Origin of the sequence: Nocardia otitidiscaviarum (assembly GCF_007362295.1) — a bacterium.
GTDB lineage: Bacteria > Actinomycetota > Actinomycetes > Mycobacteriales > Mycobacteriaceae > Nocardia > Nocardia otitidiscaviarum.
Genome location: NZ_CP041695.1, coordinates 5,751,455 through 5,764,411, shown reverse-complemented (window position 1 = coordinate 5,764,411; position 12,957 = coordinate 5,751,455). Strand labels below are relative to the sequence as shown.

Here is a 12,957-nt window from a genome sequence, read left to right as displayed (position 1 = left end):
CGGGGCAGAGTATTTCGAGCCGGATGATGACTACGGCCAGGTCGTGACCGAGATCACTCGATACTCGGGTGGCGGTCGGGTTCGCGGCGGTGTTGCCATGGACTGTGACCGAACCCGGGATTGCCGCCGAGACGTCCGCCGCCGCGACCGAGGAGAGCGCGGCCGCCGCGCAGGGCGCGCGAGCGTCCGGGATGCCAGGCACCCGGGTTGCCGCGACGGACGGTCACGCCCCGTCCATTTCCGGCGGGGATGCGCCCGCCGTGCCCGGCGGGAGCGGTTGGCATATCCCCGCCATGCTCGCGCTGGCGCTGGGCGGTTTCGGTATCGGCACCACGGAGTTCGTCACCATGGGTTTGCTGCCGGATATCGCGTGGGGCATGAAGGTTTCCGAACCCGCCGCGGGTCATGCGGTGTCGGCGTACGCGCTGGGTGTGGTGGTCGGTGCTCCGGTGATCGCGGCGCTGTGCGCGCGGGTGCCGCGCAAGCGCTTGCTGATGGCGCTCATGGCGGCGTTCACGCTGGGCAATGCGGCGTCGGTGCTCGCGCCGTCATTCGGGACGTTCGTGGCGGCGCGCTTCGTATCCGGTCTGCCGCACGGGGCGTATTTCGGTGTGGCCTCCTTGGCGGCGGCCACGCTCGCACCGGTGGGGCAGCGCGCCAAGGCGGTTGCCGCGGTTATGCTGGGTTTGAGCGCCGCCAATGTTGTCGGCGTTCCCGCCGCCACCTGGATGGGCCAGCACCTCGGCTGGCGGGACGCCTACGTGGTGGTCGCCGTGATCGGCGTGGCCACCGTCGCCGCCATCGCGCGGTTCGTGCCGGAACTCACCGGCATTCGCATGACCGACCCGCGCACCGAGCTCGGCGCGCTCGGCAAATCTCAGGTGTTGCTGACGCTGCTGGTCGGCGCGGTCGGCTTCGGCGGCATGTTCGCCGTCTACACCTACATCACCACCACCCTCACCGATGTGGCGGGCATGCGCCTGGGCTTCGTCCCCATCGTGCTCATGCTCTTCGGCCTCGGCATGGTCGCGGGCAATATCATCGGCGGCGTCCTCACCGACCGCGGCGTCAACCGCGCGGTCTTCGCCGCCCTGCTGTCCATGGTGGTCATCCTCGCCGCCTTCATCGCGGCCGCTCACAACCCCGTCACCGCGGGCCTCGGCGCCTTCCTGGTCGGCGCCTCGGGCGCGGCCCTGGCCCCGGCCCTGCAAACCCGCCTCATGGACGTCGCCCACGAAGCCCAAACCCTGGCCGCCGCCCTCAACCACGCCGCGCTGAATATCGCCAATGCCGCCGGAGCCTGGCTGGGCGGCCTGGTGATCGCCGCCGGCCTCGGCTACACCGCTCCGGCCGCCGTCGGAGCCGGGCTGGCGACCCTGGGCGTACTGCTGTTCGCGGTGACGGTCACGCTGGCCCGCCGCACCGAAGCGCGGGTGAGCAGCCGCTGATCCCGTCCCGGGGTTGACCCTGACGCAGCGTCAACCCCGCAGCATTGTCGGCATGGCTACCACAATCGAGCACCGCACGATTACCCACGACGGTGTCGCCATCCCGGTCTCCCGGGGCGGCACGGGCCGTCCGCTGGTGCTGTGTCCGGGCCTCACCTCCACCCAGGCGGAGTTGTCCGAGCTGATCGGGTTGTTGCGGCGCGACCACGAGGTGGTGAGCTTCGACCTCCGCGGCCACGGCCGCACCTCGGCGGGCGCGGTGTATGCGTTCGAGGCGTTCCTCGGTGACTTCCGCGCCGTGATGACCGAACTCGTCCGCGACGGCCTGGCCGAGCCGCCGGTTCTCGTCGGCCACTCCTACGGCGCGGACGTGATCGCGCACTACGCCGCCGAATCCTCCGGCTCGATCGCACGGCTCGTCCTCATCGACGGCGCGAATCCGATCCCCACACCGTTCATCACCGCCGCCGATCTGCCGGGATTCCGTGCCTTGTGGGAAGACGCCGCGCGCGAACGGCAGGCGGTGGCGGATCCCGCGCGCCGGGTCGTGCTCACGGGGCGCGAGATCCTCGAGCTCAACCTCGAGATCGACCGGATGCGGTCCGGACTCGATCTCGACAATGCCGTGCTCGACAATGCCGTGGTCGGATCCGGCATCATCGACCGATACCGCGCGATCGGCTGTCCGATCACCATGATCATGTCGACCTCGATGGCCGGCAGCGGTGACGACGCCGGATCGCGCCGCTACAACGGGCTCTGGCGGGCGGGTGTGCAGCGCCTGGTTCGCGAGTTCCCGCACATCGCCACGAGCTGGCTGGACGCCGATCACGGACTGGTCGTGACCCATGCCCCGGAGATCGCGCGGATCATCCGGGATACGCGGGCCGCCGACGGTCGGCCACCCTCCTGAGCAGCAGTAGAGCCGGAAGGCGGGTCCGATGTTGACGATCGGCGAATTGGCGTCCTACGCGGGCGTGACGGTACGGGCGGTGCGCCACTACCACGCCGTGGGTCTGCTGCCGGAGCCGGAACGCGACCACTCCGGCTACCGCAGGTACGATGCCGGCGCCGTTGTCGAGTTGATCAGGATCCGAACGCTCGCCGACGCCGGGGTTCCGCTCGCGCGGGTGCGCGAACTGCTGCGGGCGGGGCCGGAGGAGTTCGCGGCGGCGATCACGGAGATCGATCGGCGACTGCGTGCGGAGATCCGGAAGCGGCAGCGATACCGGGAACGGATCGCGCGGCTGGCCGCCGGGGAGGAATTGGCGCTGCCGCCGGAGGTGGTGGAATTCCTCGATCGGCTGCGGGCGCTCGGGGTCGACGAGCGGATCGTCCGGGTCGAGCGTGATGGCTGGATTCCCCTGGCCGCCCGCTCGCCCGATCTGGTCCCGGTGCTGCTGGCGCGCAAGCGCGAACACCTCGCGGAACCCGAACTCGTCGACTTCTATCTGACCCTCGGCCGGGTCCTGGATCGGCCGGACGACGAGACCCTGCTGACCGCGTTGGCCGACCGGCTGGCGGCCTATTTCACGCGACTGGCCGATGCCGAGGGCGCGGAGTATGTGGGCGGCGGTATCGAGCAGCCACTGGTCGACCTGATCGACAGCCTGGCACGGGAGGCCGCCGCGCCGGTGCGTCGTATGACGGAACTGTTGACCGATCGCGGGTGGTCGGGGTGGACCAGGTTGGAGCGGGTCGATCCGGCGTGATCATCGCGGGTCGTCGCGCCGGGCCGCCGGCGGCGCGGCAGGCGGATCGCGCGGCGGTCAGTTACGTACAGATCTGCATGTAAGTGTAGAATCGTCGGAATGACCAGCTCCGCAGTCTCGAAGCCGCCGCGCCGCACTCAGGAGCAGCGCAGTAGTGAGATGCGGACGAGGTTACTCGACGCCACCATCGACTGCCTCGTCGAGTACGGGTACGCGGGGACCACCACGCCGCGGGTGGCGGAGCGGGCCGGGGTCACGCGGGGTGCGCAGGTGCACCACTTCGGGTCCAAGAACGATCTGGTGGTCGCGGCGGTGAACCATCTGGCGCAGCGGCGGACCGAGGCGGCCATGCAGGAGCTCGGGAAGATCAAGTCGGGGCCGGATCCCATTGCCACGGTGCTGGAATCGCTGTGGGAGCTGCATCAGGGGCCGCTGTTCATCGCGGCCATGGAGCTGTGGGTGGCGGGGCGCACCGATCCGGAGCTGGCGGCCGAGGTGCGCAAGGTGGAGCCGTTCGTCAACAACGCGGTGCTCATGGCGCTGAGCCGGTACGTGCCGGACGAGGTGGAGCGCAAGGACGCCCGCGATTTCGTGTACACGGCCATGGACGCGCTGCGCGGCATCCTGGTCTCCAGCTTCGTGGACCCGGGCACCGAACGCGCGCACCGTCGCTGGCAGCGCGCCTCGGAACACCTGCGCACCGCCGCCCAGGTGGCATTGCCGGGCATCCGGCTCACCGACTGAGGCGCGACCACCCGCCGCACCCGGAGTGTCGTGTCCGGAAATCAGCTCGGTTCCGCTCCCGCATGAAACGGGCCCGGCACCCGAAGGTGCCGGGCCGCAATCGCTTTCGGTCCGCGCTGGCCCCGGTCGAACTCAGTGCTGGCGGGGCAGCAGGTGGACGCCCGCCTTGTCCGTGGACAGTGCCAGTGAGCTGATGTACTGGATCTCGCCCTCCGGACCCGGCACCGCCGAGGCGATCATGTCGGGCCGCTCGAACTCCATGCCGGTGACCACGCAAGGCAGCGTCTCACCCGACGGGTTGCCGTGCTCGTCGAACATCGGCGCGTCGATGCCGTCGTCGTCGCGACGCAGGTAGTACCGGCCCTTCGTGGCGAGGGCCATGACCGGCGTCGCGACGAAGGCGACCACGATGGCGACCAGCGGCGAGTACGGCTTCAGCAGGTCGCCGAAGAGGCCGAAGAAGGTGGCGATGGACAGTACCGTCGAGAGGCCGAAGCCGACCAGGCCCACGGGGTTGAAGTCGTAGAGCATGCCGCGGCGGAACTCCGGCACCTTGGGCGAGAGCTTCAGCACGTACTTGTTGATCGCGATATCCGTTGCCACGGTGACGATCCAGGCGATACCGCAGTTGGCGTAGAAGCCCAGGATGTTGTTCAGGAAGTCGAACATGTTGGCTTCCATGAGCACCAGTGCGATGGCCAGGTTCACCACCAGGAAGACCAGGCGGCCCGGGTAGGTCTTGGTGACCCGGGTGTAGGAGTTGGTCCAGGCCAGCGAGCCCGAGTAGGCATTGGTCACGTTGATCTTGATCTGCGAGATGACCACCAGCACCACCGCCAGGGTCATGGCCAGCCAGCCCGGCACCATATCCTTGTAGATCTCCAGGAACTGGTGCACCGGCTGATTCGCGATGCCCTGCGCGGCAGGCAGATTCGCGATCAGGTAGACCGCCAGGAACAGGCCGACCACCTGCTTGAGCGCGCCGAACACCACCCAGCCCGGTCCGGCCAGCAGCATCCACGTCCACCAGCGGCGCGCGTTCTCCGGCGTCCGCGGCGGCATGAAGCGCAGATAGTCGATCTGCTCGGCGATCTGCGCGATGAGCGACAGGCAGACGCCCGCGGCCAGCAGGGTGCCCGACAGGCTCACGCCCGCACCGTCCTCGCCGCCGTAGGCGAAGAACGCCGACACCGAATCCGGATGGCGCACCAGCAGGAATCCGAAGGGCAGCACCATCAGCAGCAACCACAGCGGCGTCGTCCACACCTGCAGTTTCGCGAGCGTGTTCATGCCGTAGATGACCAGCGGGAAGATGATGAGCGTGGACACCAGATAACCCAGCCAGAGCGGTACGCCCAGGCCCAATTCCAGGCCCTGCGCCATGATGGAGCCCTCGAGCGCGAAGAAGATGAAGGTGAACGACGCGAACACCACATTCGTCACGATCGAGCCGTAATAACCGAATCCGCTACCGCGCGTGATGAGATCGAGATCGAGGTTGTACCGCGCGGCATAGTAGGCCAGCGGAAATCCGGTGAGCATCACCACGATCGCGAAAATACCGATGCCCAGCAGCGCGTTTCCGGTTCCGTGCGCGATTCCGATATTCGCTCCGATGGCGAAGTCGGCCAGGTAGGCGATGCCGCCGAGGGCGGAGACGCCGACCACCGCCGGACTCCATTTGCGATAGCTGCGCGGGGCGAATCGGAGGGTGTAGTCCTCCAAGGTCTCCTTGGCGGCGGCTATTCCATCCGAATCGGTCGCGCGGGTATCGATATCGACCACGTGCTACTCCCGTCAAACCTCTCAGCGTGCACAGCAACCATGTGAACTTCGTACAGGGATGTGCACGGGCAATTTCCGATCCATTACGCGGCCGTTACGTCATCCTCACCGGTGGCGTGGATCACAGAGGTTGGCTATCGGCTGGCATATCGGCTACGCGTGCGCCCGCGAAAGAGTCCACATACACCTCTGGCTGTATGTGTGATATCTGCTGGCTAAGCTGCGGTTTTAGTGTCGGATTCGCGGTCCGATCGGATAGCTCTTGTCTAGTTACGTACAGAGCTGTATGTTTGTGGCCAGTTCGATCCGCACGGATCGCGAATGTGAGGAGTTCGATGACGAACAGGGTCTACGTCGTCGGCGTCGGCATGACGAAGTTCGAGAAGCCGGGCCGCCGCAAGAACGAGGACGGCAGCGACTGGGACTACCCCGATATGGCGCGGGAGTCCGGTACCAAGGCTCTCGCGGACGCCGGGATCGACTATCGGGAAGTGCAGCAGGCATACGTCGGCTACGTGTACGGCGAATCCACCTCGGGCCAGCGCGCCGTCTACGAACTCGGCATGACCGGCATCCCGATCGTCAATGTGAACAACAACTGCTCGACCGGTTCGACCGCGCTCTACCTTGCGGCGCAGGCGATTCGGGGCGGTCTCGCGGACTGCACCCTCGCCCTGGGCTTCGAGCGTATGAAGCCGGGCTCGCTGGAGTCCACCTGGGACGACCGCGAACAGCCCATGGGCAAGCACATTCTCGCGCTCGCCGAGATCTCCGAGGTGCTGTTCCCGGTGGCCCCGTGGATGTTCGGCGCGGCCGGGCGGGAGCACATGAAGCAGTACGGCACCACCGCCGAACACTTCGCCAAGATCGGCTACAAGAACCACAAGCACTCGGTCAACAACCCGTATTCGCAGTTCCAGGACGAGTATTCGCTCGACGACATCCTGGGCGCGCGCATGATCTACGACCCGCTGACCAAACTCCAGTGCTCGCCCACCTCCGACGGCTCCGGCGCGGTCATTTTGGCCAGTGAGGCGTTCGTGGACAAGCACGGCCTCGCCGGACAGGCGGTGGAGATCGTCGGGCAGGCCATGACCACCGACTTCGCCTCCACCTTCGACGGCACCGCCAAGAACATCATCGGCTACGACATGAACGTCCAGGCCGCGCGCAGCGTGTACGACCAGGCCGGGCTGGGCCCGGAGGACTTCCAGGTCATCGAACTGCACGACTGCTTCTCCGCCAATGAGCTGCTGCTGTACGAGGCCCTGGGCCTGTGTGGCGAGGGCGAGGCCGGGAAGCTCATCGACGCGAACCAGACCACCTACGGCGGCAAGTGGGTGGTGAACCCCTCCGGCGGGCTCATCTCCAAGGGGCACCCGCTGGGCGCGACCGGTCTGGCGCAGTGCTCGGAACTGACCTGGCAGTTGCGCGGCACAGCCGACAAGCGCCAGGTGGACAACGTGACCGCCGCACTCCAGCACAACATCGGCCTGGGCGGCGCGGCCGTCGTCACCGCCTACCAGCGCGCCGAGCGCTGAGGCAGCCGACCTTCTCATTTCACTCAGGTCCCGCGCCCGGCAACGCCGGGGGAGCGGGCAACAGCACAGGAGTTTCATCATGGGCCACATCGAAGCCAGCAAGACCCTCAACGCCACCCCGGACGCCCTGTGGGCGGTCGTCTCCGACCCGCAGACCTGGGACAAGTGGTTCTCCATCCACGAGCGGTGGATGGAGGAGCCGCCCGCCACCCTGGCCCCCGGCGCCAAGCTGGTCGCCAAGATCGTCATGCTCGGTATGGCGAACAAGATCGAGTGGGTGGTGGAGAGCGTCGAGTCGCCCAACAAGATGGTGCTCAGCGGCACCGGCATGGCCGGGGTGAAGGTGCAGTTCACCTTCGACATCACGGCCGAGGGCGACGGCACCAAGTTCGCCGTCTCCGGTGACTTCGAGGGCGCGCTCATCAAGGGCGCACTCGGCAAGGCGGTCGAGAAGGACGGCCTGACCCAGCTGGACAAGACTCTCGCGCAGCTCGACACCCTCGCCACGGCGGCCTGAGATGCCGAGCACCGCAGTCGAATTCGACCCCAAAGGGCTCGACGTCTGGAGCGACGAGGAGCCCTTCGAGGTCACGCGGGAGCGGATCGCCGAATATGCCGCCGCCACCAACGATCCCATCGAAGCGCATCGCAGCGGCGATGTCGCGCCGCCGATCTTCGGGATCGTGCCGGTGTTCGACGCCATGATGGTGCCGATCATCGACGTGGTTCCGATGGACGTCTTCGGCCGGGTCGTGCACGGCGAGCAGGACTTCCACTTCCATCGGCCCATCCGCCCCGGTGACAAGCTGTCGTCACGCGCCAAGGTCATCGGCTACGAGGGCCGCGACAACGGCTCCACCATCACCGTGCTCATCGAATGCCGCGCCGAGGACGGCGAACTGGTCAACGAGCAGTACCTGACCGCGTTCTTCCGCAACCTCGACGCCGGGCCGCGCGTGGGCGACACCGCCCCGGCGCACAAGTTCGATCCGGCGCTGGCGGAGCGGAAGCCGCTGGCCACGGTCGCCGCGCACGTCGACGCCGACCAGACCTACCGCTACGCACCGGCCTCCGGTGATCCGGTGCCGATCCACCTGGACGAGCAGGTCGCCAAGGACGCCGGACTGCCGGGCATCATCGCGCACGGCCTGTGCACCATGGCCATGTCGTCGTGGGGTGTGCTCACCGCGGTGGCGGGCTCGGATGTGCACCGGCTGAAGCGGTTCGCGGTGCGCTTCTCGAAGATGGTCTTCCCCGATGACGATCTGGAGACCCGGATCTGGCGGGCCGACAGTGAGAACGGGCTCACCACCTACGCATTCGTGACCGCGCGCGGTGACGACCTGGTGCTGACCGACGGCCTGGCCGTGGTCGCCGACTGAAAGGAAAGATTTCCATGGGTGCACTCGAGGGCCGGGTGGCCGTCATCACCGGCGCCGGTCGCGGCATCGGCCGGGAACACGCGCTGCTGTTCGCCCGCGAGGGCGCGGCCGTCGTCGTGAACGATCTGGGCGGCAGCAATGCCGGTGAGGGCTCCGATGCGGGCCCGGCACAGGAGGTCGTGAACGAGATCGTCGCCGCAGGGGGGCGAGCGGTAGCGAACACCGACAGCGTCGCCGACTGGCAGGGCGCGAAAAATCTGGTCGATCAGGCGGTTTCGGAATTCGGTCGCCTCGATGTCGTGGTCAACAACGCGGGCATCCTGCGCGACAGCTTCATCGCGGGCATGGACGAATCGCAGTGGGACGCGGTCATCGCCGTCCATCTCAAGGGCCATGCCGCGGTGCTGCGCCATGCCGCCGCGTACTGGAAGGACCAGTCCAAGGCGGGCAACCAGCCCGCCGCCGCGGTCGTCAACACCGCCTCGGCCTCGGGCACCACGGTGCCGAACGCCGGTCAGGCGAATTACGGTGCGGCCAAGGCTGGTATCGCCGCGCTCACCCTGGTGGCCGCCGACGAGCTGGCCCGCTACGGCGTGCGCGTGAACGCCATCGCCCCGATCGCCCGCACCCGCCTCACCCTGGCCACCCCGGGGATGGGCGCGATGATGGCGGCCGAGGCGGATGCGGTGGAGGAGGGTGGATTCGACGCCTTCAGCCCCGCCAACATCTCGCCACTGGTGGCCTACCTGGCCACCGAGAAGTGCCCGATCACCGGCAAGGTGTTCGCGGTGCAGGGCGGTGCCATCTCCGAGCTGGCGGGCTGGCACGACGTGAAGACCATCGAGACCGAAGGTCCGTGGGCCGTAGACGACATCGCCAACCGGCTGCCCTGACCCCTACCGACCCGAAAGATCTGGCGAAAGATCGAGGAGAACAACGATGTTCGAGTGGTCCGAGACCGATGAGATGATCCGCGGCGCGGTCCGCGCGTTCATCGACAAGGAGGTCCGTCCCAACCTGGACGCCCTGGACAGCGGTGAGATGTCGCCGTACCCGGTGATTCGCAAGCTGTTCAGCGAGTTCGGCATCGACGTCATGACCGGCGAGATGGTCACCAAGATGCTGGCCAAGCAGCGGGCGCGGGAGGAGGCACTCGCCGCCGGGGAGCCGCTGCCGGAGAAGCCGAAGAAGGAGTCCGGCGGCAGCCCGTTCAGCGGTCAGGAATCGCTGATGGCCGTGCTCATCGGCGAACTGTCCGGTGTCTGCATGGGTTTGGTGAGCGCCATGGGCGTCTCCATCGGTCTCGGGGCCACCACCATCATGTCGCGCGGCACACTCGCCCAGAAGGAGCGGTGGCTGCCCGATATCGTGACCATGAAGAAGGTCGCGGCCTGGGCGATCACCGAACCCGATTCGGGTTCGGACGCTTTCGGCGGCATGAAGACCTACGTCAAGCGCGACGGTGAGGACTACATCCTCAACGGGCAGAAGACCTTCATCACCAATGGCCCGTACGCCGATGTGGTGGTGGTCTACGCCAAGCTCGGCGAGGGCGACGGTGCGGAGAAGCGGGATCGCAAGGTGTTGACCTTCGTGCTGGACAAGGGCATGGAGGGTTTCACCCAGGGCAAGCCGTTCAAGAAGATGGGCCTGCACTCCTCACCGACCGGCGAACTGTTCTTCGACAATGTGCGACTGTCCAAGGACCGCCTGCTCGGGGAGACCGAGGAGCACAAGGGCGGCGACGGACGCGACAGCGCCCGTTCGAGTTTCACCGCCGAGCGGGTCGGCGTGGCCTTCATGGCGCTGGGCATCATCAACGAATGCCACCGGCTCTGCATCGATTACGCCAAGAACCGCAAGCTGTGGGGCCAGGAGATCGGCCGTTTCCAGCTGGTGCAGCTCAAGCTGGCCAAGATGGAGGTGGCGCGAATCAATGTGCAGAACATGGTGTTCAGCGCGCTGGAGCGGGCGCGGGCCGGAAAGCAGCCCACCCTCGCCGAAGCCTCGGCCATGAAGCTGTACGCCTCGGAGGCCGCCACCGAGGTGGCCATGGAGGCGGTGCAGCTGTTCGGCGGCAACGGCTACATGACCGAGTACCGGGTGGAGCAGCTGGCGCGGGACGCCAAGTCGCTCATGATCTACGCCGGTAGCAATGAGATTCAGGTGACCCACGTGGCCAAGGGGCTGCTCGCACAGTAGCGAACGGCGGTCCGGAGTCGCCCGCGCGCGGCGGGCGGCTCCGGCGGGTACGCGGCAGCGCTGCCGCGCGACAGCAGGGAGTCCGGCGATGACGCCATCCGATCACGGTGCGGTGAGGGAATCCACCCGCGAGTACGCCGGAGTGCGTACCCGCGAACTCGCGGTCGGCGGGACGGGGCCGACCATCGTGCTGTTGCACGGCTACTGCGACAGCGCCGACACCTGGCGCGGAGTCCTGGCGCGGCTGGCGGCGGCCGGGCGGCAGGCCGTCGCGGTGGATCTGCCGGGCTTCGGCCTGGCCGATCCCCGGCTGCCCGGCCCGTTGAGTCCGCAGTTCGACGTGTTCGCCGACGCGCTGGTCGCGGCGCACGGACCCGTTGTGCTGGTGGGAAATTCACTCGGCGCGGCCACCGCGGTGCGCGCCGCCGGACGCGACCGTTCGGGCCGGGTCGCCGGGGTGATGACCCTGGACGAACCGATTCTGGCCCGGCACTGGCTGGCGCGGGTGGCCCGGTGGCGGGAGTACGCGCGCCTGTTCGAGCTGGCCGCCGCGCTGCCGGTACCGGACCGGATGGTGCACTGGTTCGTGCGCCGCGGTGTCGCCCGATTCGTCTACGCGCCCGGGGTGCGCCCCGATCCCGCCTTCGTCGAGTCGGCCATCAGGTCGGTGCCGACCATGGCGGCCGCCGCCGCGCGAGGCCGTGACGCGGTGCGCTACGCCCGCGAAAACCGGTTCACCCACGGCGATCTCACGGTGACGTGTCCGGCGCTGATCGTGCACGGCGCACGCGACCGCATCATTCCGGTCGCCGCCAGCCGCGCCCTGCACGGCCTGCTGCCGGGCAGTGAACTCGTGGTGCTGCCGCACGCCGGGCACTGCCCGCAACTCGACCAGCCCGATGCCGTGACCAGCTTGTTGCTCGGACTCGTGGACCGGGCGCATTCGGTGGGGCGCGCCGGATGACCGCCCGAGTCGACCCAGCACGGAGTCCAGCCGCCCGGGGGGATCGCACTCGACCACAGAACCGACCGATATGGCATTCCGCTCGGCCGGTGTCCCGGACCGGAGGTCGGGGATGTGTGGACGATTCGTCCGAATGCCTGCGCGATAGCGGCGGGCGATGAATTATCGAACTAGTGATCCGGCCGATTTCCCGGCCGAGTGGGGGATGGAGCCGGACGGATTCCCCCATGCCGACTTGGAGGCGAGATGAGTACGGCGGCGACAATCGCGGGCAAGGTCGTGGTGATCACGGGAGGAGCGCGCGGTATCGGGTACGCGACCGCGCGCACGCTCCGGGATCTCGGGGCGCTGGTGGCCATCGGCGATGTGGACGAGGCCAAGGTGAAGGAGTCGGGCGCGGACCTGGGCCTGGAGGTCTACGGCACGCTCGACGTCACCGACCCCGACAGCTTCACCGCGTTCCTGGACGAAGTCGAGCGGCGGTTGGGCCCGCTCGACGTCCTGGTCAACAATGCCGGGATCATGCCCGCGGGCCGCTTCGCGGACGAACCGGACCGGGTCACCCGGCGCATTCTCGACATCAATGTGTACGGCGTGGTGCTGGGCAGCAAGCTCGCCGCCCAGCGCATGCTGCCGCGCGGGCGCGGCCACATCATCAATATCGCCTCCCTGGCGGGTGAGGCGCCGACCCCGGGCCTGGTCACCTACTGCGCCAGCAAGGCCGCGGTGCTCCAGCTCACCGAGGCGCTGCGACTGGAGAATCGCGATTCCGGCGTGCACTTCTCCGCCGTGGCTCCGACCTTCACCAATACCGAACTCATCGCCGGTACCCAGGGCGCGAAGGGATTGCGCAACGCGGAGCCGCAGGATATCGCCGACGCGGTCGCCGGACTCATCGCCAAACCGCGCCACCGGGTGTCGGTGACCCGCATCGCGGGCGCGCTGGTGCACCTCCAGTACTTCCTGCCCCGCACGGCCAAGGAGTTCCTGGGCCGCGCCTTCGGGCTCGAGCACGTGTTCACCGATGAGGTCGACCAGGACGCGCGGCGTGCGTACGAACAGCGTGCCCGCGGCGAGAACTGAGCGGACGACCGCCCATGCTCGTTCGCCGAGGCGGGCAACCGGCGCGGGTGTCGAGGCTCACCGTGCGGACGGTGACCCGTACGGCGGACGACGTGG

12 protein-coding genes are annotated in these 12,957 nt (G+C 68.0%); 11 read left to right on the top strand and 1 reads right to left on the bottom strand.

Annotated elements, in window-relative coordinates:
* The first annotated feature begins 293 nt into the window (after window positions 1-293).
* From FOH10_RS25975 to FOH10_RS25960, 4 genes are all read left to right on the top strand, one after another.
* Window positions 294-1,448, top strand: a complete 1,155-nt coding sequence (locus tag FOH10_RS25975; protein WP_143984322.1) for an MFS transporter — start codon at window positions 294-296, stop codon at window positions 1,446-1,448.
* A gap of 52 nt (window positions 1,449-1,500) precedes the next feature.
* Window positions 1,501-2,361, top strand: a complete 861-nt coding sequence (locus FOH10_RS25970; RefSeq protein ID WP_143982690.1) for an alpha/beta fold hydrolase — start codon at window positions 1,501-1,503, stop codon at window positions 2,359-2,361.
* 28 nt (window positions 2,362-2,389) lie between these two features.
* Entirely contained in the window at window positions 2,390-3,160 is a 771-nt protein-coding gene (locus tag FOH10_RS25965; protein ID WP_143982689.1) for a MerR family transcriptional regulator, read from the top strand.
* Window positions 3,161-3,259: 99 nt separating this feature from the next.
* Window positions 3,260-3,904 carry a TetR/AcrR family transcriptional regulator gene (locus FOH10_RS25960; protein WP_039810180.1) on the top strand — a complete coding sequence of 215 codons (645 nt, stop codon included), beginning with the start codon at window positions 3,260-3,262 and terminating at the stop codon, window positions 3,902-3,904.
* Window positions 3,905-4,036: 132 nt separating this feature from the next.
* On the opposite strand, the gene FOH10_RS25955 is transcribed toward FOH10_RS25960, so the two are convergent.
* Entirely contained in the window at window positions 4,037-5,689 is a 1,653-nt protein-coding gene (locus FOH10_RS25955; protein WP_186000589.1) for a purine-cytosine permease family protein, read from the bottom strand.
* 335 nt (window positions 5,690-6,024) lie between these two features.
* On the opposite strand from FOH10_RS25955, the gene FOH10_RS25950 reads away from it, so the two are divergent.
* The 7 genes from FOH10_RS25950 to FOH10_RS25920 all read left to right on the top strand — a co-directional run bounded on the left by FOH10_RS25950 (window position 6,025) and on the right by FOH10_RS25920 (window position 12,861).
* Window positions 6,025-7,230, top strand: a complete 1,206-nt coding sequence (locus FOH10_RS25950; RefSeq protein WP_039810183.1) for a lipid-transfer protein — start codon at window positions 6,025-6,027, stop codon at window positions 7,228-7,230.
* 79 nt (window positions 7,231-7,309) lie between these two features.
* Entirely contained in the window at window positions 7,310-7,747 is a 438-nt protein-coding gene (locus FOH10_RS25945) for a type II toxin-antitoxin system Rv0910 family toxin (RefSeq protein WP_143982688.1), read from the top strand.
* A 1-nt stretch (window position 7,748) separates the two neighbouring features.
* Window positions 7,749-8,612, top strand: coding sequence for a MaoC/PaaZ C-terminal domain-containing protein (locus tag FOH10_RS25940; RefSeq protein ID WP_143982687.1), 864 nt, complete (start codon window positions 7,749-7,751; stop codon window positions 8,610-8,612).
* A 14-nt stretch (window positions 8,613-8,626) separates the two neighbouring features.
* Window positions 8,627-9,505, top strand: a complete 879-nt coding sequence (locus FOH10_RS25935; RefSeq protein WP_143982686.1) for an SDR family oxidoreductase — start codon at window positions 8,627-8,629, stop codon at window positions 9,503-9,505.
* Between the two features lie 46 nt (window positions 9,506-9,551).
* Window positions 9,552-10,814: an acyl-CoA dehydrogenase family protein gene (locus tag FOH10_RS25930; protein ID WP_143982685.1), complete on the top strand. Its 1,263-nt coding sequence runs from the start codon at window positions 9,552-9,554 to the stop codon at window positions 10,812-10,814.
* An 88-nt stretch (window positions 10,815-10,902) separates the two neighbouring features.
* Window positions 10,903-11,778 (top strand): alpha/beta fold hydrolase, encoded by an 876-nt coding sequence (locus tag FOH10_RS25925; RefSeq protein ID WP_143982684.1) that lies wholly within the window; start codon window positions 10,903-10,905, stop codon window positions 11,776-11,778.
* A gap of 246 nt (window positions 11,779-12,024) precedes the next feature.
* A complete protein-coding gene (locus FOH10_RS25920) occupies window positions 12,025-12,861 on the top strand; it encodes an SDR family oxidoreductase (protein ID WP_143982683.1) in 837 nt (278 codons plus the stop codon).
* Window positions 12,862-12,957 lie beyond the last annotated feature (96 nt).

What these genes read in the sequence shown, in the direction of transcription:
- FOH10_RS25975 (WP_143984322.1), top strand. Translation starts at nt 294, where the DNA reads ATGCTCGCGCTGGCGCTGGGCGGTTTCGGTATCGGCACCACGGAGTTC.
- FOH10_RS25970 (WP_143982690.1), top strand. Translation starts at nt 1,501, where the DNA reads ATGGCTACCACAATCGAGCACCGCACGATTACCCACGACGGTGTCGCC.
- FOH10_RS25965 (WP_143982689.1), top strand. Translation starts at nt 2,390, where the DNA reads ATGTTGACGATCGGCGAATTGGCGTCCTACGCGGGCGTGACGGTACGG.
- FOH10_RS25960 (WP_039810180.1), top strand. Translation starts at nt 3,260, where the DNA reads ATGACCAGCTCCGCAGTCTCGAAGCCGCCGCGCCGCACTCAGGAGCAG.
- FOH10_RS25950 (WP_039810183.1), top strand. Translation starts at nt 6,025, where the DNA reads ATGACGAACAGGGTCTACGTCGTCGGCGTCGGCATGACGAAGTTCGAG.
- FOH10_RS25945 (WP_143982688.1), top strand. Translation starts at nt 7,310, where the DNA reads ATGGGCCACATCGAAGCCAGCAAGACCCTCAACGCCACCCCGGACGCC.
- FOH10_RS25940 (WP_143982687.1), top strand. Translation starts at nt 7,749, where the DNA reads ATGCCGAGCACCGCAGTCGAATTCGACCCCAAAGGGCTCGACGTCTGG.
- FOH10_RS25935 (WP_143982686.1), top strand. Translation starts at nt 8,627, where the DNA reads ATGGGTGCACTCGAGGGCCGGGTGGCCGTCATCACCGGCGCCGGTCGC.
- FOH10_RS25930 (WP_143982685.1), top strand. Translation starts at nt 9,552, where the DNA reads ATGTTCGAGTGGTCCGAGACCGATGAGATGATCCGCGGCGCGGTCCGC.
- FOH10_RS25925 (WP_143982684.1), top strand. Translation starts at nt 10,903, where the DNA reads ATGACGCCATCCGATCACGGTGCGGTGAGGGAATCCACCCGCGAGTAC.
- FOH10_RS25920 (WP_143982683.1), top strand. Translation starts at nt 12,025, where the DNA reads ATGAGTACGGCGGCGACAATCGCGGGCAAGGTCGTGGTGATCACGGGA.